A 24,275-nucleotide genomic window follows, 5' to 3' on the forward strand; every position below is an offset into this window, starting at 1 on the left:
GAAAAGGAACACAGCCGTGTCATCAAGCACCTCCGTAGGATCTGCCGAACGCCCGCTGCGCGTCGCCGTCGTGGGCTCCGGCCCGGCCGGCGTCTACGCCGCGGACATCCTCACCAAGAGCGAGGCCGTCAAGAGCGGCGAGCTGACCGTGAGCATCGACCTCTTTGACCGTTACCCGGCACCCTACGGCCTGATCCGCTACGGCGTTGCGCCGGACCACCCCCGCATCAAGGGCATCGTCAACGCCCTGCACAAGGTCCTGGACCGCGGCGACATCCGCTTCTTCGGCAACGTTGACTACGGCACGGACCTCTCCATCGAGGACCTGCGCACCCACTACGACGCCGTCATCTTCGCCACCGGCGCCATCAAGGACGCGGACCTGAACATCCCCGGCATCGAACTGGACGGTTCCTACGGCGGCGCGGACTTTGTCTCCTGGTACGACGGCCACCCGGACGTCTCCCGCGAATGGCCGCTGGACGCCAAGGAAATCGCCGTGATCGGCAATGGCAACGTGGCACTGGATGTGGCCCGCGTCCTGTCCAAGCACGCCGACGATCTCCTGGTCTCCGAAATCCCGGACAACGTCTACGCCGGCCTGAAGAACTCGCCCGTTACCGACGTGCACGTGTTCGGCCGCCGCGGCCCGGCCCAGGTGAAGTTCACCCCGCTGGAGCTGCGCGAGCTGTCCCACTCCAAGGACGTGGACATCATCCTCTACGCTGAGGACTTCGAGTTCGACGAGGAATCGGACCGCCTGATCCAGAGCAACAACCAGGTCAAGACCATGGTGGGCACGCTCACGAACTGGATCGCTGAGCAGCCCGAAGACCTCTCCGAGCTCACAGCCTCCCGCCGCCTGCACCTGCACTTCCTGCACAGCCCGGTGGAAATCTACGACGACGCCGAGGCCCCCGGCCGCGTTGCCGGCATGAAGTTCGAGCGCACCGAGCTGGACGGCACGGGCAACGCCCGCGGCACCGGCGAGTTTGTGGACTACCCGGTGCAGGCCGTCTACCGTGCCATCGGCTACTTCGGTTCGGCCCTGCCGGAGATCGAATTCGACCACAAGAAGGGCGTGGTCCCGAACGACGGCGGCCGCGTCCTGGATGCCTCCGGCACCCACGTGCCGGGCATCTACGCCACCGGCTGGATCAAGCGCGGACCCGTCGGCCTGATCGGCCACACCAAGGGCGACGCCCTGGAAACCGTGACCTACCTGCTGGAAGACCGCGAAAACCTTCCGGTTGCCGAGGCACCCGCGGCCAGCGCCGTCGTCGAACTCCTTGAGAGGCGCGGCGTGCAGTACACCAGCTGGGAAGGCTGGCTGGCCCTGGACGCACACGAGCTTACGCTGGGCGCCGAGGCCACAGCCGCCGGCGGTTCGCACGGTGTTGAGGTCAAGCGTGAGCGCATCAAGGTTGTGCCGCGCGAGGACATGGTTGCTATTTCCCGCGACGGGGTAGCCGCCCAGGTCTGACGCACACACGCGAACTGGCAGCTAATGACCCCTGCGCACGGATTTGAGGTCATTAGCTGCCAGTTCGCGCCGGGTTTGGGGGCTGGGTTTGGGGGACTTAGCGTCCCGCGCCGCCGGCGGCCATCAGCTCCAGCCGGTTGAGGGACTCGCGGTTTCGGACGCCGATCAAGGCGTCCCGCAGCACTTTGGGCACCATCTTCCCCGGTCCGCGGACGGCGTCCTCGGCGATGGAGACCAGGCACTGGGTGCCCCTGTCCTCGAGCCTGATGACCACCTTGGCTTCACCCATGGGCCAGCCGCGGGCGACAAGTTCCAGCGACCGTCCTGGATCGACGTCGGTCACTCGCGTGCTGTCGTTGATGACGAGCGGCCAGGCGCCCACGGAATGGTGGAGCCAGGAACCCGCTTCGGGCCATTGGGCGTCCACGGCCCGGATCCGGGACGCGCCCACCACCCAGCCGGAGTAGAGCCAGCCGTCGGCCATCACCTTCCAGATATCCGCCGCGGGGGAATTGAAAAGCTTGGTCACTGTTGACATCGGTTTCCTTTCGTTCGGGGCGGAGTGGGCTGCAGCGCCGGCCGGACGCTGTGCCGCCCGGTAGGACCGTTCCCGCAGGCGCCGGGTCCAGGGGTAGGTCCCGGTGTCCGGAAGCGGGTGTTGCAGCGGGTTGAAGCGCATGGCTGTATCCGCTGGTTCAGGGGCTGGCCGCAGCCTAAGCTCCCCGGCCTTGATCCAGTGCCCGGCCGGTGCGGCGAAGTACAGCCCCAGGACCCAGTCGCCGGCAGGCCGGCCCTGCTGAGTCCGCAGGCCCAGAAGCACGGGACCCTTCCGGCCCCTGTACGGCATCAGGGTGGTCAGCGTGGCAGCTTCAACATTGAGCTTGGGCAGGAGCATGAACCTCGCAGGGAATCGCCAGCCGGTGGACGCGAACAACGCGTCCGCGGCCTTTTCGGGTGAGCCGATCCGGAGCGCGAGGCCCAGGATGTCAGGGACCGACGGCGGCAATCCTGCCGAGCGGGAGAAGCGCGCCTCTACAGGGTCAACCCCGGAAGAATCGAGCCAGTCCAGGCCGCTGGCTGCGCCATTGAACCCGCTTCGGGTGAGCTCACCCACGAGGCGGATGCCGTGCGGATGGATGGGCCGGTCCGGACGCACCACCTTGAGGGCCCGGAAGAGGGCTGCGAACGCCCGGCCGCCGAGTTCGGCGGCAGGCGCTGCGGGATCTCCGTTGGGGTCTTGCGTCATGGCTTCCCTCCTCAGGTATCGGCCTGGCAGAGCAGGCTACGACGGCGGATTCCCCGGTCTGACGTGGCAGTCCGACGTGGCCGGTATGACGCGCGGTCCGACATGGCTACCCGTTCATGGGGCCTTCGGCGTGCAGCTTGCCGGCTCCCGGGCCCTCCACCTTGACGGTGCAGCGGACAACCAGGCTGTCCGGGGCGGTATCGTGCTCAACCAGGGTGTCGTTGGCGTTCAGGAAGGTATAGACCTCGGAACCTGCCTCTACCTTGAGTCCTTTAGCTTCTGCAGTCTTCCGGGCGTTATCCAGGGCTTCGCGCTGAAGCCAGTCAACGTACCTGCCGTCGTCTTCGCGGTCGGCGTCACCGAATGCCCAGCCAAATAAAGTCCCTGTGTTCTCCATGCAGCGATATTACGCGCAACGGCCGCGGAAAGACCGGGCTTTCGTAACATTAGTAAGTGTGCTTACCATAGCTACACCATGACCTTGATGGGACACGGTGAAGACCGCACGAGCGGCACCTCGGAACCACTTCAACGTTAGGAAACACATCATGGCAGGAAATCTCATTGCCCGGTCCGTGCACGATCTGACGGCCGCCGCGTGGTTCGGTGGATCGCTGATGGGTGCCATCGGCCTGAACGGGGCGGCGGCTGAAGCCAGCGATCCGGCCGAACGCACGCGGCTCTCCAGCGCAGGATGGATGAAGTGGGCGCCGATCCAGACGGCGGCCTTCGCATCGCACCTGGTCGCAGACCTCGCCATCGCCTGGGAGAACAAAGGGCGCATCGCCAAGCAGGATGGCGTGGCGCGGGACACCGCGGTCAAGACGGCCGTGACAGTTGCCGGCGCCGCGGTCACGCTCTACGCCGGCGTTCTGGGCAAGAAAGTGGAGAAGCTGGCGGACCAGGGCGCACGCGGCGCGACGGAGCCCAACCCGGAAGCCTCGGAGGAGCTGAAGTCCGCGCAGGAGCAGCTCAAGATGCTGCAGTGGACCATCCCCGTCTTCGCAGCTGTGGTGATTATCCTCGGCGCCAAGCATGGTGAGATGCAGCGGCCCAAGAACGTGTTCGCAGGCCTCAGGTCGTAGGGGACTGCCCAGAGGAGTAGGGGTGCTGCCCGGAGGATAGGGCAAAGCACTTGCGGCAGAAGCCGTAACAGGCGGCAACGCTCGACGGCGGCCCGGCACCAAAGTGCCGGGCCACCGTCGTCTTAGGCCCCCGTCGTTCTAGACGGGCTCGCTGTTGGCCGGCGGCAGGTCCGGATTCATGGGCTCCAAGTTGGGATCCTCGGCCGTCCAGACCTGGATGACTGCCCAGATTACGGCGGCCAGGGGAACGGAGAGCACTGCGCCCACGATGCCGGCCAGGATGGTGCCGGCAGTCAGCGCCATCAGGATCACCAGGGCATGCAGCTGAAGCGACTTGCCCATAACGATGGGTTGCAGGAGGTCCCCCTCGAGCTGGTTCACGGCAATGACCACGGCCACCACGATGAGGGCCACAACCGGGCCGTTGGCCACCAACGCCACCAGGGTGGCGAGGATGCCGGCAACTGTGGCTCCCACCAGCGGGATGAAGGCGGTCATAAAGACGATGATGGCCAGCGGGAAGGCCAGCGGAACCTGGAGGATCAGGAGCGCGGCGCCGATGGCGACGGCGTCCACCAGGGCCACCACGGCGGTTCCGCGGACGTAACCTCCCAGTACCTCCAGGGTCCGGCTGCCCGCCCGGCGGAGCTTTGCCTCGCGGTTCCCGCTGAAGGGCCGGAGGAAGAAGTTCCAGATCTTGGCGCCGTCCTTGAGGAAGAAGAACAGGATCACCACCATCAGGGCGGCCCCTGCCAGGAACTCGGTCACTACGGACAGTCCGGTGATGGCGCCGGAGCGCACCTGGCTGCTCGTGGCGAACTGGATGATCCCCTCCCTGGCCTGGTCCAGCTGCTCGCGGTCCACGGGCACAGGTCCCGTGAGCAGGAACTGTTCAAACTGGTCCAGGCCGGAGGAGGCCTGCTGCACCAGGTCGCTCCATTGGCTCCGGACGGAGAAATAGATCACCGTGGAGATCCCGGCCAGCAGGATCAGCAAGGCTACAAAAGCCAGGCTGGCGGCAGCGGCGCCGGGCAGTCCACGGCGCCGGAGCAGGTTCACGAACGGGCCGATCGCGGCGGCAAGGATCAGCGCGATCAGGACCGGAATAACCAGGAGCTTGATCTGCATGAGTGCGTAGACGGAGGTCACGGCCACTCCCAGGATCAGCAGGATCTGGGCCGAGCGGATGCTTATCCGGCCAAGGCTGTCGGCCCACAGGGCGCCGGGCGGCTTTGGCCCGTTCCGCTTCCCGGCCGGCGAACCGGCTGGCGAACCGGCCGGCGAACCGGGGGACTTCCCGGGGGCTGGGGCGGGCGGCTCACCGGAAGGTTCGTGCTCGGACAGTTTTGCTGCTCGGGCCATGGGGACTCCTCGTCATCGGCGGGCACCGCGGGCGCAGGTGGCGCCCGACGGTCAACTATCTGGATCAGATAGCAAGCCTACTGACTGGTTGCGAGTCGGTGAACCGGCCCGGACAATCCGGCGGCCAGGGGCCTACGTCCGCAGCCACTCCGCACAGGAGTTCAGGTTCCTGTTGACGCTGGCCACGGCAGCGTCGACGTCGTGGGCCTCAATGGCGTCCACCAGGGCACCGTGGCCCTCATGCGGGAGCCCGACAAAGCCAGCGCGGCGCTGCTGATTCAGCAGGTCCTTGTGGAATACGTCGCCGAAGCTGACGTACAGCTCGTGCAGCAGGGGATTCCCTGACGCCTGGGCTACACGCTCATGGAAGCCCCAGTCCGCGAGGGCCCAGCCCGCGTAGTCGGCCGCGTTCCACGCCTCATCGCGTCGGGTGAGCAGCGCGCGCAGGGCGGAGACGTCGTCGGCCGTTGCGTTCCTGGCGGCCAGGCGCGCGGCCTGGGTGTCCAGCCCCACCCTGACTTCCAGGATGTGCTCCTCGGTGTGGTCCTGGTACATGCGGCGGGCGGCGCCGGAGATCTCGCTGGTGGCGCGGACGAAGGTGCCGTCGCCGCGGCGGACCTCCAGCATCCCGCTGTGGGCGAGGGCCTTGATCGACTCGCGGAGGGTGCCGCGCGAAACCCCAAGGTCGGCCATCAGTACCGTCTCGGACGGGATCCGCTGCTGCAGCGGCCACTCACCCGACTGGATCATGTCCCGCAGCTTGGCGGTGATCTCGTCCGCGAGGGGCTGGCGGTGTGAAGTGCTCAGGGCCATGGTTGCCTACTTCCTTCCGGCAGGGCGGACGCTGGTGAGCAGGTGGCCCACCACAATCTGGACCAGGGCGATGGCCAGCAGCAGGGCAAGCGGCAGGGTCCAGCCGCCCGTGGCACTGTGCAGCAGGCCGGCGCCGAAGGGCCCCACCGTCGCCAGCAGGTAACCAGTGGACTGCGCCAGCGTGGAAAGCGCCGTGGTCTCCGCTGTATTCTCCCCGCTGCGGCTGATCATCACCATCACCAGCGGGAAGATGCCCAGGCCGAAGCCCAGGAGCACCGCCGGGATGATGGCCAGGCCAACGGGCAGGAACAGCAGCGAAGCCACACCGCCGGCCATGGTCACGGACACGAGGTAAAAGGCGGGACGCAGCATCCGGGGGCGGGAACCGATGGCGATCAGCACCATGCCGGCAGGGACGGAGACCAGCTGCATCAGCCCGTACATCAGCCCGCTGTCCGAGGCACTCAGCCCCATGGTGGTCAGCATGTACGGGAACCAGCTCAACAGCGCGTAGGCGAGCAGGGCCTGCAGTGTGAAGATGGCGGTGAGGAGCAGGCCCTTGCGGGTCCGTAGCAGTGGCCAGGGCGAGATGCGCGCGGCGGTGCTCCGGGCCTTGTTGCGGTGCGCGTGCAGCGCGACGGGAAGGAAGCCAAGGAAGGCTGCCACGGCCATGATGCCGATGGCGCCCACGGCGGCGGAAGGGGAGCCGAGCGCCTGTGCCAGCGGGACCACGGCCACGGCTGTCGCCGTCGCACCCGTGGTCATGGTCACCGTATACAGGCCCGTCATGAGTGAGGTGCGCCGGGCAAAATGCTCGCGGATGAACGACGGCATGGCCACGTTGCAGACCGCCAGGCCGGACATCCCCAGCACCGTACCCGCCATCAGCGCGCCGGTGGCCGGGATGCCTCGGATCAGCAGCCCGGCCGCCAGCATCGCCAGGGACAGCAGGATGGATTTCTCGACGCCGAGCCTTCCGGTGAGCCACGACGTCGCCGCACCTGCCACGGCAAAGCAGAGGGTGGGAATGGAGGGAATGACGGCGGCCACCAGCGGCCCGTACCCCAGCACCAGCTGAAGATCGTGGAGCAGCGCCGAGGCCCCCGTGATCCCAGCGCGCAGGTTCAGCCCGATCAGTACCAGCGCGATCACGCCGAGTACGACGGCGGTGCGCGGCGCGGGCGGGGCTGTATCCGGTGCCTGGGGAGCTGAGGTGGAGACGGTCATTCCTTAAGGTTAGACGTTAGACGTTTGATGTCTAGACTTTTGTGGCTCATCTCTCCCGCCGCTTCAGGTTGGGGCCATAGACTCGTGGCCACAGCACATTCTGGGGACCACGATGAAAATATGGGCCCGGGCCGGAGCTGCATCGATGTGGAAGGACGGACAGTTATGGCTTCCCAGGGAGTTGAGACCGAGAAGAAGTACGACGTCGGTGAGGCGGCTGTGGTGCCGTCCCTCGCGGACCTGCCGGGCGTGGCGCGTGTGGGGGAGCCCCACCTGGCCATCCTGGAAGCTGTCTATTTCGATACCGACCGGCAGGCCCTCGCGTTCAGGCACATCACGCTGCGCCGGCGGACGGGCGGTACCGACGCCGGCTGGCACCTTAAGCTGCCGGCGGAGAGTTCTGCCGAGGCTGCCGCAGGGACTGCTTCCGGGGCCAAATCCGGGGCCAAAACGGTGACCGGAAGTGACGCAGAACCCCAGCAGCGCCGCGAGCTGATCGCGCCTCTAGGCCAACCCGCCGTCGTGCCCGACATACTGCTGGCGCACCTGTACGCGTATCTGCGTGGGGCGGACCTGGCGCCGGTGGTCCGGCTGGAAACCCATCGCACCACCTACCCGCTGTACGGGGAGGCCAGCGAGCACCTGGCTGACCTGGCCGACGACCGGGTGCAGGCCGAGGCCCTGGGTGGAGCTTCCATAGGCGGGGCTTCCCTGGACGAAGCCGGCCCCGACGGAGCCGGCCGGACCCAGCGGTGGCGCGAGTGGGAAGTGGAGCTCGTCCATGGCGGGCCGGAGCTATTTCCTGCCGCGGAGGACGCCCTGGCTGCCGCCGGAGCCCGCCCGGCACAGCACGGATCCAAACTGGCGCGGGCGCTTGGCGGGACGCGGCCAATCAGCGAGCCGGACCAAGGCGACGCTGATGAGGAGGCGGCTGAAACCGAGGACACTGCCGGGACGGCGCCGGGCAAGAAATCGCCGGCGTCCTCCGTCGTCACGGCCTATCTGGCTGGGCAGATCCACCAAATCCTGGCGCACGATCCGGGGGTGAGGCTGGAGGAGCCGGAGGCGGTGCACAACATGCGTTCGGCATGCCGCCGGGTGCGCTCGGCGCTGGCGGCCTACCGCCGGCTGTACAGCGCGGTGGCCGTGAGGCGGCTGCGGGACGAACTGAGGTGGCTCGGCCGGATCCTTGGGGGACCGCGCGACGCCGAGGTCATGCGAGACCGGCTGCTGGGTCACGTGGACGAGCTGCCGCCCGGGCAGGCGGCAGCGGCGGTGAAGGAGCGCGTGGAACGTGAACTCGGGGACAGGTATAACGCCGGATCCCGGAAACTGCAGGAAGTTCTCCTGTCCGAGCGTTATTTCCGGCTCCTCGACGACCTTGAGGCGTTCCGCGACCATCCGCCCGTCCGGCCCGAGGGGGCCGCACCGGCCCGGAAGGTGGCCGGCAAGCTGGTGGGCAAAGCAGCCAAACGGCTGCGCCGGTCGCACAAGGCAGCCAAGGATGCCCGGCGGGGAGCGCCGCATGAAACGGCACTGCACCAGGTCCGCAAGGACGCGAAACGGCTCCGGCACCTGGCGGAGTCGCTGCATCCCGTCTATGGCAAGCGTGCCGCAAAAATCGCCAAGGCTGCGCACCGGCAGCAGAAGATCCTGGGGGAGTTCCACGACAGCGTGATTGCCGCGGACCTGCTGGCCAAGCTGGGCTCCGGGCCGGATCTCCCGGAGCCGGTTGCCTCGGCCTATGTCACGCTACGGACGCGGCAGGTGCAGCTCGCGGCGGACGCCGAGTCCAAGTACCTCAAGGCAAGGAAGAAGTCCCGCAAATTCCTGAAGGGCGGGGTCATCTAGCCAGCCTGAGTGCTTCCCGCGGGCTACTTCCCGTGGCGTGCTCCGAGCCTGGCGACGGCCAGCGACAGCCACAGCTGCACCCGGTCGGCCGTGACCGCCGGATCGTAGCCTGTCAGTTCGGTGATCTGGGCCAGGCGGTACCGCACGGTGTTCCGGTGCAGGGTCAGGTCTTCGGCCACGGCGGCCACGGAGCCGTTGTTGTTGAGGTAGCTTTCCAGCGTGGTCATCAGCTCGGCACCATGGGCGGAGTCGAAGGCCCGCAGCGGGTTCAGGGATTCGTTGGCCATGTCGGCGAGGGGCACGTCCTCGCTGGCCAGGAGCAGGGACGTCAGGCTCAGCCGTTCGGGCTCGTTAACCGGCAGGCCGTGATTGGCGGCCTCCCGGGCCTCGAAATAGCTCCAGCGCAGCCCGTTTGGTTTGGTGTACGCCCCGCCGATGCCGATCGTCGCGTGGATGCCGGCCTCAGCCAGGTGGTCGCTCAGCTTCCGCGCCAGCGCCGGTGCGCCGCTGCCGTCGTCGTTGACAACAACCACCAGGTCCTTCCCGACGACGGCGGCCACGGCGTTCTCCAGAGGCTGCGGTACCGACGTACTCACCAAGGCCTTGTGGTGCGCTGTGGAGACGGCCAGCAGCACCACGTTCTTGCGCGTGCTGTCCACACCCACGCCGGCCAACCGGCGCTGGGCCTCGCTGGTTTCGAGCGCCCCGTGGATGACGTCTTCCAGCACCTGGCCGCACAGGGCCCGCTCCGCCTGGCGCTGCTTGACCATGTTGTTCAGCTCCACGCTGATGAGGTTCTGCGCGTAGCCGATGATGCCCGAATCCTCGAACGGCTGGCGGATCCAGAGCGTGCACGCGTCCCGGCGGCCGGTGGGGATCGGATAGGACGCCCACGTGTCCGCGGAGGGGTGGTCCTTGGTGCTGTTGTATAGCTGTGCCGCGAACTGGCTGAGCGCAATGTCGGTCCGGAGCATACTGCCCAGGTGTTTCAGGAGTTCGGACAGTCCGCCGCCGGTCAGGAGTGCACGGGCCAGGACCTGATGCCCGGCGATCAGCCGTTCCAGCTTGGCGTAGTGGTCCGCTGACTGGGCGTCGGCCACCAGCTTTCCGATGGCTATGAAGGGCGTCTCATAGGGGACTTCCACCACCGGCAGCCCCCAGCGGTTGGCCTCGGCGACCAAAGCCGGCGGCACGGCGTCGTGCGTTAATCCGATGCCGAATCCGATGCCCACCGCACCCGCGCGTTGGACCTGACGGACAAAGCGCCGCTGCTCGGGCGCCGAACGGAGGCGCATGCCCGTGGTGAGCACCAGTTCGCCGCCGTTGATGAAGCGCTGCGGATCTTCCAGTTCTGTAACCGCCACCCAGTTGATGTCCTGGTGCCAGGTGGTCTCGGCGAGGCCCGCCTTGGACAGCTTAAGGGTGTTCACGCCCAGGAGGGCAGCGAGGGAAATGGCCATGTCCCAAGGATAGTCGGGCGCTGGTCAACCGCACTAAACAATTCGGTCAAGGGTGTGCAGGTGGCTATTCCCTGGGTAAAGGCGCTGGCATAGGCTCAAGGCAGTCGCATCCATCCGCTTCGCAGCTGATGATCCCTATGAAAGAGGTTGCACGCCGTGGTTCAAACCTTGCAGAACTTCATCAACGGTGAGTTCGTCACGCCCGCCGGCACAGGCATGCTGGACATCGTTAATCCTGTTACCGGAGAGGTGGTGGCCCACTCGCCGATCTCTGGCCAGGCCGATGTTGATGCCGCCATGACCGCCGCCAAGGACGCCTTCAGAACCTGGAAGCACGTCACTCCCGGCCAGCGCCAGCTGATGCTGCTCAAGCTCGCCGACGCCATCGAGGCCAACAGCGATGAACTCGTGGAAGCGCAGCACCGCAACACCGGACAGGTGCGTTCACTCATCGCGTCCGAGGAAGTGGCGGCAGGCGCCGACCAGCTCCGATTCTTCGCCGGTGCCGCGCGCATCCTGGAAGGCAAGTCCGCCGGGGAATACTTCGAAGGCCACACCTCCTACGTCCGGCGCGAACCCATCGGCGTGGTGGCCCAGGTTGCCCCGTGGAACTACCCCTTCCTGATGGCCATCTGGAAGATCGGTCCCGCGCTCGCCGCCGGCAACACCGTGGTCCTCAAGCCCTCCGACACCACGCCTGAATCCACCTTGGTGCTGGCCCGCCTGGCGGGGGAGGTCCTGCCGGCCGGGGTGCTGAACGTCCTGCTGGGCACCGGCGAAACCGGCGCCCTGATGGTGGAACACAAGGTCCCCGGCCTGGTCTCCATCACCGGGTCCGTCCGGGCCGGGATCGCCGTTGCCTCGGGTGCGGCCAGGGGCCTCAAGCGCGCCCACCTGGAGCTGGGCGGCAAGGCTCCGGCCATCGTGTTCAAGGACGCCGACATCAAGAAGAGCGCCGCGGCCATCGCCGAGTTCGCCTTCTTCAACGCCGGCCAGGACTGCACGGCCATCACGCGCGTGCTGGTGGAGGACTCGGTCCACGACGACGTTGTGGCAGCCATGGTCGAGCACACCAAGACACTCCACACCGGTTCGCAGAACGATGAGGACAACTACTTCGGCCCGCTCAACAACGCGAACCACTTCAACGCTGTCAGCGCCGTGGTGGAACACCTCCCCGAGAACTGCAGGGTGGTCACCGGTGGCCACCGGGCCGGGGAGAAGGGCTTCTTCTTCGAACCCACTATCGTCACCGGCGCCAAGCAGACCGACGACATTGTCCAGAAGGAGACCTTCGGACCGGTCATCACTGTCCAGAAGTTCAGCACGGAGGACGAGGCAGTGGAGCTGGCGAACGACGTCGAATACGCCCTCGCCTCCAGCGTCTGGACGAGCGACCACGGCACGGCCATGAGGCTCAGCCGTGACCTCGATTTCGGTGCTGTCTGGATCAACACCCACATCCTCCTTACCGCCGAAATGCCCCACGGCGGCTTCAAACAGTCCGGCTACGGCAAGGACCTCTCCATGTACGGCGTCGAGGACTACACGCGCATCAAGCACGTCATGTCCGCGCTCGACGCCTGATCCCCGGTTTTCAAGAAAGGCTCTTCCATGACCACCACCGCAAGCGAAATCACTTACCGCCTGGAGCAGAAGCGCCGCGTCAACGCAGACTTCCCTGGCCCCAAGTCCGTGGCACTGGGGGACCGCCGCAAGGCAGTCGTTGCAGCCGGCGTCGCCTCCGCTGTGCCCGTCTACGTTGCGGACGCCGACGGCGGCATCATCCACGATGTCGACGGCAACTCCTTCATCGACCTCGGCTCAGGCATCGCGGTGACCAGCGTCGGCGCGTCCGATCCCGCCGTCGTCGGGGCCGTGAAGGAAGCCGTCGAGCACTTCACCCACACCTGTTTTATGGTCACCCCGTACGAAAGCTATGTGGCGCTCGCCGAGCAGCTGAACCGGCTGACTCCGGGCGGGCACGAGAAGCGCACCGTGTTGTTCAACTCCGGCGCCGAGGCAGTGGAGAACGCAGTCAAGGTGGCCCGCCTCGCAACCGGCCGCGACGCCGTCGTCGCCTTTGACCACGCCTACCACGGCCGCACCAACCTGACCATGGCGCTCACCGCCAAGGCCATGCCGTACAAAACCAACTTCGGCCCCTTCGCGCCCGAGGTCTACCGCATGCCCATGAGCTACCCGTACCGCGAGGAAAACCCGGACATCACCGGCGCCGAGGCCGCCAAGCGCGCCATCAGCATGATCGAAAAGCAGATCGGCGGCGACCAGGTTGCCGCGATCATCATCGAGCCCATCCAGGGCGAGGGCGGCTTCATCGTCCCGGCCGCGGGCTTCCTGCCGGCGCTGGCCGACTGGGCCAAGGAAAAGGGCATCGTCTTCATCGCGGACGAGGTCCAGTCCGGCTTCTGCCGCACCGGCGAATGGTTTGCCGTGAACCACGAAGGCGTTGTGCCGGACATCATCACCATGGCCAAGGGGATCGCGGGTGGCATGCCCCTGTCTGCCATCACGGGCCGAGCGGACCTGCTCGACGCCGTCCACCCCGGCGGCCTGGGCGGCACCTACGGCGGCAACCCGGTAGCCTGCGCGGCGGCCCTTGCGGCCATCGGTTCCATGCAGGAATACGACCTTGCAGGACGTGCCCGCCACATCGAGTCCCTTGCCACAGCACGGCTGCGCGGACTGCAGGATGACCTTGCCGGTTCCGGCGCGGCCGTCATCGGCGACATCCGCGGCCGCGGCGCCATGCTGGCCATTGAGTTGGTCCAGGCCGGTTCGAAGGAACCCAACCCGGAGCTCACCAAGGCCGTGGCGGCTGCCTGCCTCAAAGAGGGCGTCATCATCCTCACCTGCGGCACCTACGGCAATGTCATCCGCCTCCTGCCGCCGCTGGTGATCACCGACGAGCTGCTGAACGACGGCCTGGACGTCCTCGCCGCTGCCATCAAGGCCCTCGCCTAGGGACATCAAGTTACAGGAAAAAGCAGGAACTGAAGATGATGGGCAGCACTCCCGGTCAGGGGGTGCTGCCCTTTCTTGTCTTGGTAGCCCGTTAGGGGTATACCTAACGATTTCTCCGTTGCGTAGGTAGCCCCTAATGGGAAATTAGAGTACTCAATACTCGTGTTTGGGCTTGCGTCCACCCGTATCGTGGAAGGGGGTGGCGGCGACTTGGATTAGTTCGTGAGCCTGAGGAGACCCGCATTGAAATCCGTCGACACTATCGAACAGGCAGAAACGCCAACGGTGGGCAGCGAGGATTTCCCATGGAACGGGTCGAAGTCGCGGCGGTGTGGCGCGGTGGGCCTGAAAGTTGTCATCCCGAAAGTTGTTATCCACGCCGGAAGCCGGACGGCTGGCGGCCGCCAAGAGCGGCCCGCCCGTAGCACTCATCGTTTGCTTGCGACCCGGCAAAGGCGCCGCGGTTCGCTGCGGTCTGTTGGTTGGAACGTCCACCTACACAGGTGCTTTGATGCCGATCTGGCTATGCCCCTGGTGCGGAAGCGTCACCCCAAGCCAATGAAGACATCCTGCTCAACAGAAGAAATCAAATGACTCAACTGTCAACGGAAACTGAGGATCGGAAGGGCGGCACCGGGGCCGCGAAGTTACCGTCTGCGGACGAGCCACGCCAGCCCAGCCGCGGCCTATCCGGAAACGGCGACCGCCCCGCCGAGCGTGCGAATGTGACACATGAGCAGAGCGTTCCGATGGCCAGCGCGGAAGCCGACATGTGGGAAGAGGGCCGTGCGGCGGCCCGTTCGGGGAACCACGAGAGGGCCATGACCTGCTTCGTTCGTGAGGCGGAGGAGCGTACCGCGCAGGGCAGCCACGGCCGTGCAGCCATTGCCTTCCGCACGGCGGCCGAACAGGCCCGGATGCAGGGACTGGCGGAACAGAGCGAGCAATTGCTCTACCGAGCCGCAGCGGCCTACACGCATGCAGCGGAGCGCCACGAGCTCAGTCCGGGCGCAGCCCACCAGGCATGGATCTCCGCGGCCAAATGCTTCCTCCAGCTGCAGGAGCTGGACCGGACGGCGTGGTGCATCGAGGCGGCCCGGCGCGTCGCTTACCAGACCCACCGTAACGTCGGGGGCACTCAGACAGCATCATGAGGATCTTGCTGACGACTGAAGGTACCTATCCGTACTTCCGCGGAGGCGTTTCCACTTGGGCGCACGAGCTGGTCACCGGCATGCCCGAGCAGAGTTCCTGATCGGCGCGGTGGTCGGCAACCCGCACGTCGCGGCTGTCTTCGCCGTGCCGGCAAACACGCAGGTGCTCACCATCCCTCTCTGGGGGACGGAGAGCATCGAAGAGTACGTCGCGCCCGCGAGGCGCGCGAGGTGGCAGCGTGGGCGGCTGGCGCAGTCACGCGAGCAGGCGTTCGTCTCCCAGCTGCTGCCGGCTTACGGGGAGGTGGTCGCGAACCTGCTCGGACCCCGTGACCCGCTGGCCCTGGGGGCTGCGCTCGCGGACATCGCGGACTACTGCGAGGAGCACGACCTGCGGGCCGGGCTGAGGGATCCGCGCTGCTGGCGACTCATCAGCAGCCGGTTCGCCGAGCACCCTCTCTTCGGCGAACTATCAATGGCCGACGCCATCGACCTCGCCCGGTCCCTGTACCGGTACCTCACGCCGCTCGCCGTGCCCCTGCCCGACGTCGACGTGACCCACTCATCGGGTGCCGCGCTGTGCGCCCTGCCCGCGATCGCCGCCAAGGTGCGGATCGGCGTCCCCCTGCTGTTGACCGAGCACGGGGTGTACGTACGGGAACGGGTATTGCAGCTTGTCCGGGACGACGCGCCGCCGCTCCGCAAGGCACTGCTGGGCAACTTCTACCGGGCAGTGGCTCGCTGCGCCTACACGTACGCCGACGTAGTCCTCCCCGTCTGCGAGTACAACGCCAGCTGGGAACAGGAGCTCGGAGCCGACATCGGACGAGTGCGCGTGGTCTATAACGGCGTCGACCCGAAGCGGTTCCCTCCGCTATCGGTGCAGCTGCCACGACCGACCATCGCCTATGTAGGCCGCATCGAACCGCTGAAGGACGTCCTCGGCCTCATCGCCGCCCTCAGCATGGTCCGCCGCGAGATTCCCGACGTACTCCTGCGCGTCCACGGTCCGGACGACGACCCTGGCTACGCCGAGCGTTGCAGGGCGGCCGTGGCGACCATGGGGCTTGAGGACAACGTCGTGTTCGAGGGGCCGACGAAGGACCCGGCCCGGGCCTACCAGGAGGCGGACGTCGTTGTGCTTTGCTCGGTGTCCGAGGGCTTTCCCTACACCGTGGTGGAGGCGATGTGCAGCGGTCGTCCGGTCGTCGCGACCGCTGTCGGCGGCGTCCCCGAGGCATTGAATCGCCCCGAATTGCTCGTTGAGCCGCAGAACCCGCAGGCGTTGGCCGACGCACTCGTCGCCCTCTTCCGGCGCACCCCCGCAGAACGCGCGGCGATCGGAGAGGAGTTTCGGGAGCGCGCCGTCAGGCTGTTCTCCCAGGAGCGGTTCCTCGAAGAGTACCGTGCCCTCTACCTGGGAGTTGTCAGTGACTACGTTGCCTGAGCACGCCGTCCTCGCCGACTTCACCATGGACCTCGACGAGTTGGGCCCGGACCTGCACACCGAGGCGCGATCCGTAGCCGGCCGCACACGTCACGCGCAGGATGCCTTCGAAGTGGCGGTGATCCTTGGGACGCTGGGCTACAGTGACCAGCGAGCGCGTGAACTGGGCTGCCGGGACGTCTTCGACCTCGCGGAAAAGGTGATGTCACTCCTTCCGCTCTTCGGCGGGCCGGCGGACGAGCGTCCGGTCGGCATCGTCGAACGCTCCGCCGAGGACACGCCCGGTCCGGAACGGATGAGCCCGGGCCTCCTCCTACGGTCGGTCCTCTACTCCGCGCCTTGGATCGTCGCCGTGGTGGCGCTGGTCGTCGCCCGGGTATCCTTCTGGTCCACGATCACGGCCCAGCAGTTTTCCACCGCGATCAGCCTTGCGCTTTTCGTTGGGCTGGTCGTGACCGGCGGGTTCATGCAGGCCTTCGCCCGTCGGGGGGTGTTCTACGCCCTCCAGCACAACGGCCCGCTACTGCGGTGGACGCTGCGGTGGACGCTGGGAGTGGGGCTCGCGGTGCTGCTCGCCATCGTCGGTGCGGGTTACGTGGTGCTCGAGTTCGTCCTCGATGCCTACACACCGGCGGCCAACCGGTCGTTCCTTCTTTTCGGTATCTCCATCGGGGTAATGCTCCTGGCATTCTCACCCCTGTACCTGGCCCGTGCCTTCTGGTCGGTGCTGGCTGCGGCCGGCACCGGCGGGCTAGTCGCTGTGCTCGGTGGGTGGTCGATCACCGAGGGGAACTACCTCAACCTCTACACCGCCCAGTGGGTTCAGCTCGGGGCCTTGTGGACTGCCGTCCTCGTAGCGGTGGTCTTCGACGTCCGGATCATGCGGCGGCTGGGCGCGGCACCTGCCGGCACTACCCAGCCGGACGCCCGTGATGTCCGCTCGCCCCGGCTCCCAGCCGTCGTTCGTGCCGTGTATGTCTACTGGCTTTACGGCACAGGGTTCTTCGTCCTCATCGTCGTCGACCAGATGGTCGCAGGCGGGCTGTGGCAGGGCGTGTTCAATTACAACGGCTACTACGAGCTTGCCGTCGGGACGGGGCTGCTGATCCTGATCCCCACGCTCACGTACGCAACGGCTGCCAGCTATCTGTTGCCGGCGACCGTGCAGCGGGAGGTACGCCGGCACCTGGTCTCAGACAGTGTCGGGATCAACCGGGTGCTGATGCGGTTCTACGTGCGGCACGTGCTGCTCACCTTGCTCGTTGGTCTGGTGAGCGGCGCGGTGCTGCTGGCCGCAACCGACTGGCTCTCGACGGCCAGCCTCGTGACCTCCGGTCTGAACAGGGTTGTAGGCATCTACGTCTGTGCGCTGGTCGGATACTTGTTGCTGGGTGTGGGAGCGCTGAATAGCGGGCTGCTGTTCAGCCTCGGTCAACCCCGGGTTCCGGCGCTGGCGGTGTGGACCGGCGTCGGGGTGTCTCTGGTCGTGGGCCTCACGCTTTCGTGGGTCTGGGTTCCACTCCCTGGCGCCATTATCGGACTCATCAGCGGTTCGGCGTTCTTCGCCGTCGCGACCACGGTCGCAGCCCGCCGTATGTTCCGCCGTTTCGACCTGAGCTACTACGGAGCGTTCTGATGAAGACCCGCACCACCATCTGTGCGGCCCTCGCCGTTGTGGCGCTCACCGGCGCCGGCATCGCCGCCGCACGCATGGGGGAGAGCCCTGCGCCCGTCGTGTCCTCCAGCCAATGGCAGTTGCTGCGGACCGCCGACGGGACGCTGATCGAGGACGCGTTCACTGAGGCCATCCCCAGCAGGGATGTCCAGGACGTCTACGAGTTCAACGGCGACACCGATCCCAGCCGCACCTTCGTGAAAGCGACCGAAGGCGGTCTTGTGGTGGGCGCCGACCCGCCCCCTACCGCCGACACCCACACCGGGTGGTTTGCCGTCACGATCGACGCCTATCCGCGCACCAGCATCTTCCACGTGCGGATGTCCAAGCCACCCGGCAACGTCCAGGGGCATGACGAGGCTGGGCAGGCGGTGTTCGCTGTCCAGACGGCCTCCACCAAGGTGACCGGCCTGATCAACTTCGTGGAGGTGACCACCAGCAGTTCCGGCGGGAAGACCTCGTGGCAGATCGACTACTCGTTCGGGCACGTTGTCGATGCGCAGAACATCCTCTACTGGTCAACCGAGCCTTCGGAGAACGCGGCGGACACAGAAGAGGTCACTTTGCGTACGGACGGTCGTCGCTCGCTGACAGTCTGGCTCGGGGACGAGCAGGTGTTCCATTCTGATCAGCTCGAGCTCGACATCCAAGCTCCCTTCCAGCCGTATCTTGAGGTGCAGGCCCTGCAGACGCCCTACTTCGCCTCGTTCCAGGACTTCTGGGTCGTCGAGGACACCTGGATGCGTCTGACCGGTCTGCCGGCCGGCGCGGACGTGAGGCTCGTCAACGACGAGGGTGGCGTGTTGGGCGGGGCGGCGGCCAGCGCCGATGGCACAGCCGCAGTGGAACTGCCGCCGTACGCCGCCAAGGGCAGCGGCACCCTGGAGATTGCCCGCGACGGGCACGAGACTGTCCGGTTGGGTCCCTTCCCCTACGCCGGCGGCGACGAGCTTCAGTTGGTCGCGAAATGATACGCCGCGGTCCCGGTTCAGGCATCCCGGGCATTGGGCTGTCGTCCCGGGTAACCCCATCGTCCCGGCGCATGGTGCCGTGACCACCTCCGAGCAGGCCGCAGCGACCAGGCCCTTCGCGGTCTACTACGGATGGCCGAGCTACGTGAACGGCGCGGATGGTGACGTGGCCCGAGCCATCGCCGCGTTCGACGGCTATGGGGTGGTGGTGTTCGGTGATGACACCGCCACCCAGGCCGGAGACGCCTTGGCGGCCCCCATCATGGCCGGGATCGCTGCCCGCGGGGGAGAGCCGTACGGGTACGTCACCATCGGCGTCAGCCACGGGGAGCCTGACCACTCCTTGGAGGAGCTGCGCGCGCGTCTCGACACCTGGCGCCGCCTCGGTGCCCGTGGAGTGCTCTTCGACTGCGCCGGGGCGGACTATGGCGTGAGCCGGGACCGGTTTGACGCCACAGTGAAGTACGCTCACTCGCTGGGGTTGAGCGTGCTGGCAAACGCATGGGACCCCGACGACGTCCTGGCCCACTCCGTAACGATGGGCGCTGAAGACGGTTACATGGGGGAGAACGACGTGCTGTCCGATGGTCAGTTCCTGGCGCCTGCCATTTACCAGCCGAAGCTGGCGAAGATGGCGGCTTATAAGGCGAAACTGGGGATCACCCTCTACGAGACGGCAACGAGCGGGGATCTCCAACACGCCGACGCCTTGACGGTACGGGTGCTGACCGCGCTGCAGGGCTATCGCATCGACGCATTGCAGCTCAGCGACCCGATGTACGGCGCGACGGACAACATCCTGATCAGGCCGCCGGCAGTGTTGGCGGGCAGGCGGTGACGCGGGCTGTGCCTCGTCGTCAGCGCACGGCTGCTGCCGTACTGGCGGCCGCCTTGCTCTGCTCAGTGGCCGGATGCGGGATGGGTGGGCCTGCTCCCTCGACTACGTCCTTGCCAGCCGGAGCTGGCGAACTGCGCATCGTTGTCCCCGGCTACGTCGACCCGAGCAACTCCGTGTACTGGGAGTCAGTGATCCAGTCCGGCCCGCAGGTCCGCGACGTCATCGTCAACCCCGCCAGCGGGCCCGGGGCGGCGGTGTCCGAACCGTACTTCCGGCTGATCGGGGCACTGCGTGATGCTGGCGTCCGGGTTCTGGGCTATGTCTCGAGTGGGCATGGCGACCGTGACCCGGCGATGGTCACCGAGGAGATCGGCCGCTGGCGGGCGTGGTGCGGCGTCGAAAACGTCTTTTTGGATGAGGCGGCGGCGGTTGCCGATCAGGTCCCTACCTATGCCGGCTACGCCGCCACCGTCCACGAGGCCGGGGGGATCGTCGTGCTCAACCCGGGGGTGATCCCCGAGCGAAGCTACTTCGAGTTCGCCGATGCCATCATCACGTTCGAGGATCCGGTTGACTCTTACCTCAAGCCCCGGGAGCACCCAGGGTGGCTTAGCACGCAGACGCACGCCGAGGTGTGGCACATCGTTATTGGTGCTCCGCAGAACCGGCTCGATGACGTGGTGGATCGCGCCCGCCAGCTCGGCGCAGACGAGATTTACATAACCGACGACGTGGAACCGAATCCATACGACAGCCTCCCACCGTACTGGTCCGCCAAGCTGGACGCCGTCGGACAGTAGCGGAGGTTGCCTCCCATCGCGCACCAGGCATCGGCAGAACGAGTGGTGTTCTCGCCCCCACTACACAGCGCGAACTGGCAGCTAACGACGTCAAATTTCGCATTTTACGTCATCTGCTGCCAGTTCGCGCTTGTTTATGAGGTGCGTACCAGCTTCCTCGCCACGGACTTCTTTCGGGCGGTGCGGAGCATGTCCACGGTCAGCACCAGCAGCGCGAGCCACACGACGCCGAACCCGATCCAACGGTCGGTGGTCATGGCCTCCTTGAACACCAGCAGCGCGACGACGAACTGCAGCACCGGGGCGAAGTACTGCAACAGTCCGATGGTGGTCATGGGCAGCCGGCGGGCCGACGCGCCAAAGAAGAGCAGTGGCACCGCGGTGATGACGCCGGAAGCAACCAGGAGCCAGAAGTGCCCGGGCCCCTGGCTGGCCAGGGTGGCGGCGCCGCTGACACCCAGGAACACCATGGTGGCGGCCGCCAGCGGAGCCAGGACCATGGTTTCGACGCTCAGGCTCGTGACGGCGTCGACCTTGGGACCCACCCGCTTCTTCACGAAGCCGTACAGGCCAAAGCTCACGGCGAGCGTCAGGGCGATCCATGGCAGCTTGCCGTAGGACACCGTGAGCACTGCCACCGCCACAAAACCGATTCCGACGGCGGCCCACTGCAGCGGGCGCAACTTTTCCTTCAGGACGAACACGCCCAGCAGGACTGACACCAGGGGGTTGATGAAGTAGCCCAGTGACGCCTCGACAGCCTGGCCAGTGGTCACGCCGTAGGTGTAGGTCAGCCAGTTCACGGCGATGAGGGCGGCAGCGATGGCCAGCGTGCCGAAGACGGAGCGGTCCCGGAAGGCTCCAGCCAGGGCGGGCCAGGACCGGGTCACCGTGATCAGGAGCGCGCAGAAGATCAGGGACCAGACCACGCGGTTGGCTACGATCTCCACCGCCCCGGCGGGCATCAGGACAAAGAAGTACAGGGGGAGCAGCCCCCACAGGCCGTACGCCCCTATGCCGAACAGGACTCCCGCCGTCGTCTCCTTGTCCACAGCCTTAAGCCCTGCTGGCTTGGGCCCGCCCGCGGCTGGAACTGGCGAAGCCGTTCCCCCAAGGGCGCTGCCTGAAGGGGAGGAGACCGAAGGGGAGGAGAAAGTTCCGTCGGGGATAGGCACGTATCCAATAACACCAGTTGTTGGATAGGTATTCCACCAACGCCCAACCAGCACTGGATTTCGCGTTCGCGAACCAATAGTCAGTAGGCTTGCTTTTATGACACGGACGAACCGGCTGGATGCCACCCCGTGAGGCTCCGGCGCAGCAACGCCACAGGCCGTGGCTACCGCCGGGTGGCCGCGGGCAAGGGCTTCAGCTACCGCGACCTGGACGGCTCCACCTTGCCGCCGGGGCCCATCCGGGAGCGGCTTGAAGGCCTGGGGATTCCGCCGGCCTGGACGGATGTCTGGATAGCCCCGTTTGATAACGGGCATATCCAAGCCACCGGACTGGATGCCGTGGGCCGGCGGCAGTACATCTACCACCCCGAATGGCGCGAGCGGAAAGACCGCCTGAAGTTTGACCGCGCCCTCCAACTGGCCGAGTCGCTGCCCACGGCACGGCGGCTGGTCACCATAGACCTGCGCAGCGAGGGCCCCACCCGGGAGCGTGTCCTGGCGGCGGCGTTCAGGATGCTGGACAGCGGATCCCTGCGGGTGGGATCGGAGCGCTACACGAATGAGAACGGCAGCCACGGCCTGGCCACCTTGCTGTGCGCCCACGTCCAGGTCAGGAAGGACTGCCTGCAGTTGAGCTTTCCGGCCAAGAGCGGCAAGAACTGGGAATCGGAAATCGTCGACGCCGACCTCGCCGCCCTGATGAGGGTCCTGAAACGCCGGGGCGGCAACGCCAGGCTGCTGGCGTTCAAGGATGGCCGTAGCTGGCGGCCGCTCACCAGCGCGGACATCAATGGCTACGTCAAGGAGCGCACTGGCTCGGACTTCACGGCCAAGGACTTCCGCACGCTGCGCGGAACTGTGGCGGCGGCAGTCAGCCTGGCTCGCAGCGGCCCGCAGAAGACCGTGGCTCCGCGGAAGCGGGCCATCAGCGTGGCCATGCTGGACGCAGCCGCCGTACTGGGCAACACGCCGTCGATCGCCCGCAAGAGTTACGTGGATCCCCGGCTGCTGGATCACTTCGCCGACGGCGAGACCATCGACCCCAGACGGGCGGACGCCGCCGAAACGGAGCTGCGGGCACTGCTGTTCCGCGAAGGCGATGTTGTTCCACTGCTGAAAAGCGGCTGAGGCCTGCGTCACGGGTTGCCCGGTCCCGCCCTGCAGACAATTAGAATGGAACACTGTGCGCTACGTATTCGGCGCACACTCCTCGTTCCAGAAGGGCTCCCGGTGTCCAACCCAGGCGAAACCACCTCCAAGCGTCCACTCCGCGTTGCGATTGTGGGCGCGGGACCGGCGGGTGTCTATGCTGCGGATATCCTCACCAAGTCCACTGAGGTCAAGGACGGCGACGTGGAGGTCAGCATTGACCTTTTCGAGGCCTACCCGGCGCCCTATGGCCTCATCCGCTACGGCGTGGCGCCGGACCACCCGCGGATCAAGGGGATCGTGAACGCCCTGCACAAGGTCCTGGACCGCGGCGACATCCGCTTCCTGGGCAACGTCACCTACGGCAGGGACCTCACCCTCCACGACTTCCGCGCCTTCTACGACGCCGTGATCTTCTCCACCGGCGCCATCAAGGATGCGGACCTGAACATCCCCGGCATTGACCTGCAGGGATCCTTCGGCGGCGCGGACTTTGTCTCGTGGTATGACGGCCACCCGGACGTCCCGCGTGACTGGCCGCTGGACGCCAAGGAGATCGCCGTGATCGGCAACGGCAACGTGGCCTTGGATGTGGCCCGGATGCTGGTCAAGCACGCGGACGACCTCCTCACCACCGAAATCCCGGACAACGTCTACCAAGGCCTGAAGAACTCCCCGGTCACCGACGTGCATGTCTTCGGCCGCCGCGGCCCGGCCCAGGTGAAGTTCACCCCGCTGGAGCTGCGCGAGCTGAGCCACGCCAGGGACGTGGACATTGTGTTGTACCCGGAGGACTTCGAATTCGATGAAGCTTCCGACGACGCCATCCGCAGCAACAACCAGATCAAGACCATGGTGAACACGCTGACCAACTGGCTGGTGGAGGAGCACACGGAGTCGGACCAGCCCTCATCCCGGCGGCTGCACCTGCATTTCCTGCACAGCCCGGTGGAGATCCACGACGACGGCGGGTCGGGCAAGGTGGCCGGCATCAAGTTTGAGCGCATGAAGCTGGACGGAACCGGCAACGTCAAGGGCACCGGCGAGTTTGTTGACTATCCGGTCCAGGCCGTCTATCGCGCCATCGGCTACCACGGCTCCCCGCTGGATGAGCTGGAGTATGACGCCAAGCGCGGGGTGGTTCCCAATGAGGGCGGACGCGTGCTGGATGCCGAGGGCAATCCCGTTCCGGGCATCTACGCCACGGGCTGGATCAAGCGCGGACCCGTGGGGCTGATCGGCCACACCAAGGGCGATGCCCTGGAGACCATCGGCATGCTGCTGGAGGACCGTCCCGCCCTGCCTCCTGCCCAGAACCCGGATCCGCAGGCCATCATCCATCTCCTGGAAGAGCGCGGCATCGAGTACACAACGTGGGAGGGCTGGATCAAGCTGGATGCCCACGAGGCAGCTCTAGGCGCCGAGTGGACCGGACAGGATGCGGCCGACACCCCGGTGCGCGAACGCATCAAGGTTGTGCCGCGCGAGGAAATGATCAACATTTCCCGCGACTGACCCTCACCCTGTCCCGATCGGGCTGCCCCGGGGGAAGGG

The 24,275-nt window shown here is 66.5% G+C and carries 21 protein-coding genes; 14 read left to right on the forward strand and 7 right to left on the reverse strand.

What is annotated here, in order from left to right; all coding sequences use genetic code 11:
* Positions 1-16 precede the first annotated feature (16 nt).
* A complete protein-coding gene (locus QFZ30_RS03730; RefSeq protein WP_307073610.1) occupies positions 17-1,483 on the forward strand; it encodes an FAD-dependent oxidoreductase in 1,467 nt (488 codons plus the stop codon).
* 97 nt (positions 1,484-1,580) lie between these two features.
* On the opposite strand, the gene QFZ30_RS03735 is transcribed toward QFZ30_RS03730, so the two are convergent.
* Both QFZ30_RS03735 and QFZ30_RS03740 read right to left on the reverse strand, forming a co-directional pair.
* Positions 1,581-2,729 (reverse strand): SRPBCC family protein, encoded by a 1,149-nt coding sequence (locus tag QFZ30_RS03735; protein ID WP_307073611.1) that lies wholly within the window; start codon positions 2,727-2,729, stop codon positions 1,581-1,583.
* Between the two features lie 106 nt (positions 2,730-2,835).
* Positions 2,836-3,126, reverse strand: a complete 291-nt coding sequence (locus QFZ30_RS03740; protein WP_307073612.1) for a hypothetical protein — start codon at positions 3,124-3,126, stop codon at positions 2,836-2,838.
* A gap of 151 nt (positions 3,127-3,277) precedes the next feature.
* Between QFZ30_RS03740 and QFZ30_RS03745 the strand changes: the two genes are divergently transcribed.
* Positions 3,278-3,814 carry a hypothetical protein gene (locus QFZ30_RS03745; RefSeq protein WP_307073613.1) on the forward strand — a complete coding sequence of 179 codons (537 nt, stop codon included), beginning with the start codon at positions 3,278-3,280 and terminating at the stop codon, positions 3,812-3,814.
* 138 nt (positions 3,815-3,952) lie between these two features.
* Here QFZ30_RS03745 and QFZ30_RS03750 read toward each other — a convergent pair whose 3' ends face one another.
* The 3 genes from QFZ30_RS03750 to QFZ30_RS03760 form a co-directional block, all read right to left on the reverse strand.
* A complete protein-coding gene (locus QFZ30_RS03750; protein WP_307073615.1) occupies positions 3,953-5,176 on the reverse strand; it encodes an AI-2E family transporter in 1,224 nt (407 codons plus the stop codon).
* Between the two features lie 132 nt (positions 5,177-5,308).
* Entirely contained in the window at positions 5,309-5,989 is a 681-nt protein-coding gene (locus QFZ30_RS03755) for a FadR/GntR family transcriptional regulator (RefSeq protein WP_307073617.1), read from the reverse strand.
* 6 nt (positions 5,990-5,995) lie between these two features.
* A complete protein-coding gene (locus QFZ30_RS03760; protein ID WP_307073619.1) occupies positions 5,996-7,216 on the reverse strand; it encodes an MFS transporter in 1,221 nt (406 codons plus the stop codon).
* A gap of 165 nt (positions 7,217-7,381) precedes the next feature.
* On the opposite strand from QFZ30_RS03760, the gene QFZ30_RS03765 reads away from it, so the two are divergent.
* On the forward strand, positions 7,382-9,067 hold the full coding sequence (locus tag QFZ30_RS03765; protein WP_307073622.1) for a CYTH and CHAD domain-containing protein: 1,686 nt from the start codon (positions 7,382-7,384) through the stop codon (positions 9,065-9,067).
* A 23-nt stretch (positions 9,068-9,090) separates the two neighbouring features.
* Here QFZ30_RS03765 and QFZ30_RS03770 read toward each other — a convergent pair whose 3' ends face one another.
* Entirely contained in the window at positions 9,091-10,527 is a 1,437-nt protein-coding gene (locus QFZ30_RS03770) for a PucR family transcriptional regulator (RefSeq protein ID WP_307073624.1), read from the reverse strand.
* Between the two features lie 156 nt (positions 10,528-10,683).
* Between QFZ30_RS03770 and QFZ30_RS03775 the strand changes: the two genes are divergently transcribed.
* From QFZ30_RS03775 to QFZ30_RS03810, 9 genes are all read left to right on the forward strand, one after another.
* A complete protein-coding gene (locus QFZ30_RS03775; RefSeq protein ID WP_307073626.1) occupies positions 10,684-12,114 on the forward strand; it encodes a gamma-aminobutyraldehyde dehydrogenase in 1,431 nt (476 codons plus the stop codon).
* A 27-nt stretch (positions 12,115-12,141) separates the two neighbouring features.
* The gene (gene gabT, locus QFZ30_RS03780; RefSeq protein WP_307073628.1) at positions 12,142-13,512 is read left to right on the forward strand and encodes a 4-aminobutyrate--2-oxoglutarate transaminase; all 1,371 of its coding nucleotides are present in this window, start codon (positions 12,142-12,144) and stop codon (positions 13,510-13,512) included.
* Positions 13,513-14,237: 725 nt separating this feature from the next.
* Entirely contained in the window at positions 14,238-14,666 is a 429-nt protein-coding gene (locus QFZ30_RS03785) for a hypothetical protein (RefSeq protein ID WP_307073630.1), read from the forward strand.
* The gene (locus QFZ30_RS21945; protein ID WP_373462809.1) at positions 14,663-14,767 is read left to right on the forward strand and encodes a DUF3492 domain-containing protein; all 105 of its coding nucleotides are present in this window, start codon (positions 14,663-14,665) and stop codon (positions 14,765-14,767) included. The genes QFZ30_RS03785 and QFZ30_RS21945 overlap by 4 nt, the downstream gene beginning before the upstream one ends.
* Positions 14,722-16,113: a GT4 family glycosyltransferase PelF gene (gene pelF / locus QFZ30_RS03790; RefSeq protein ID WP_307073632.1), complete on the forward strand. Its 1,392-nt coding sequence runs from the start codon at positions 14,722-14,724 to the stop codon at positions 16,111-16,113. The genes QFZ30_RS21945 and pelF overlap by 46 nt, the downstream gene beginning before the upstream one ends.
* Positions 16,097-17,749 carry a hypothetical protein gene (locus QFZ30_RS03795; protein ID WP_307073635.1) on the forward strand — a complete coding sequence of 551 codons (1,653 nt, stop codon included), beginning with the start codon at positions 16,097-16,099 and terminating at the stop codon, positions 17,747-17,749. Before pelF ends, QFZ30_RS03795 begins: the two co-directional genes overlap by 17 nt.
* Positions 17,749-18,759 carry a hypothetical protein gene (locus tag QFZ30_RS03800; protein ID WP_307073637.1) on the forward strand — a complete coding sequence of 337 codons (1,011 nt, stop codon included), beginning with the start codon at positions 17,749-17,751 and terminating at the stop codon, positions 18,757-18,759. The genes QFZ30_RS03795 and QFZ30_RS03800 overlap by 1 nt, the downstream gene beginning before the upstream one ends.
* 79 nt (positions 18,760-18,838) lie before the next feature.
* A complete protein-coding gene (locus QFZ30_RS03805) occupies positions 18,839-19,597 on the forward strand; it encodes a hypothetical protein (RefSeq protein ID WP_307073640.1) in 759 nt (252 codons plus the stop codon).
* Between the two features lie 110 nt (positions 19,598-19,707).
* On the forward strand, positions 19,708-20,397 hold the full coding sequence (locus QFZ30_RS03810; RefSeq protein WP_307073642.1) for a spherulation-specific family 4 protein: 690 nt from the start codon (positions 19,708-19,710) through the stop codon (positions 20,395-20,397).
* A gap of 134 nt (positions 20,398-20,531) precedes the next feature.
* On the opposite strand, the gene rarD is transcribed toward QFZ30_RS03810, so the two are convergent.
* Positions 20,532-21,581, reverse strand: coding sequence for an EamA family transporter RarD (gene rarD / locus QFZ30_RS03815; RefSeq protein WP_373462881.1), 1,050 nt, complete (start codon positions 21,579-21,581; stop codon positions 20,532-20,534).
* Positions 21,582-21,701: 120 nt separating this feature from the next.
* Here rarD and QFZ30_RS03820 point away from each other — a divergent pair, with 120 nt between their 5' ends.
* Both QFZ30_RS03820 and QFZ30_RS03825 read left to right on the forward strand, forming a co-directional pair.
* Positions 21,702-22,700 carry a DNA topoisomerase IB gene (locus QFZ30_RS03820; protein ID WP_307073646.1) on the forward strand — a complete coding sequence of 333 codons (999 nt, stop codon included), beginning with the start codon at positions 21,702-21,704 and terminating at the stop codon, positions 22,698-22,700.
* Positions 22,701-22,802: 102 nt separating this feature from the next.
* Positions 22,803-24,236 (forward strand): FAD-dependent oxidoreductase, encoded by a 1,434-nt coding sequence (locus tag QFZ30_RS03825; protein WP_307073648.1) that lies wholly within the window; start codon positions 22,803-22,805, stop codon positions 24,234-24,236.
* Positions 24,237-24,275: the final 39 nt, after the last annotated feature.

Source organism: Arthrobacter pascens (assembly GCF_030815585.1).
Classification (GTDB): domain Bacteria; phylum Actinomycetota; class Actinomycetes; order Actinomycetales; family Micrococcaceae; genus Arthrobacter; species Arthrobacter pascens_A.

Excerpts from the sequence above, each read along its gene's own strand:
- QFZ30_RS03740 (WP_307073612.1), bottom strand. The coding sequence starts at position 3,126 with ATGGAGAACACAGGGACTTTATTTGGCTGGGCATTCGGTGACGCCGAC.
- QFZ30_RS03770 (WP_307073624.1), bottom strand. The coding sequence starts at position 10,527 with ATGGCCATTTCCCTCGCTGCCCTCCTGGGCGTGAACACCCTTAAGCTG.
- gabT (WP_307073628.1), top strand. The coding sequence starts at position 12,142 with ATGACCACCACCGCAAGCGAAATCACTTACCGCCTGGAGCAGAAGCGC.
- QFZ30_RS03755 (WP_307073617.1), bottom strand. The coding sequence starts at position 5,989 with ATGGCCCTGAGCACTTCACACCGCCAGCCCCTCGCGGACGAGATCACC.
- QFZ30_RS21945 (WP_373462809.1), top strand. The coding sequence starts at position 14,663 with ATGAGGATCTTGCTGACGACTGAAGGTACCTATCCGTACTTCCGCGGA.
- QFZ30_RS03745 (WP_307073613.1), top strand. The coding sequence starts at position 3,278 with ATGGCAGGAAATCTCATTGCCCGGTCCGTGCACGATCTGACGGCCGCC.
- QFZ30_RS03735 (WP_307073611.1), bottom strand. The coding sequence starts at position 2,729 with ATGACGCAAGACCCCAACGGAGATCCCGCAGCGCCTGCCGCCGAACTC.
- QFZ30_RS03765 (WP_307073622.1), top strand. The coding sequence starts at position 7,382 with ATGGCTTCCCAGGGAGTTGAGACCGAGAAGAAGTACGACGTCGGTGAG.
- QFZ30_RS03760 (WP_307073619.1), bottom strand. The coding sequence starts at position 7,216 with ATGACCGTCTCCACCTCAGCTCCCCAGGCACCGGATACAGCCCCGCCC.
- QFZ30_RS03800 (WP_307073637.1), top strand. The coding sequence starts at position 17,749 with ATGAAGACCCGCACCACCATCTGTGCGGCCCTCGCCGTTGTGGCGCTC.
- QFZ30_RS03750 (WP_307073615.1), bottom strand. The coding sequence starts at position 5,176 with ATGGCCCGAGCAGCAAAACTGTCCGAGCACGAACCTTCCGGTGAGCCG.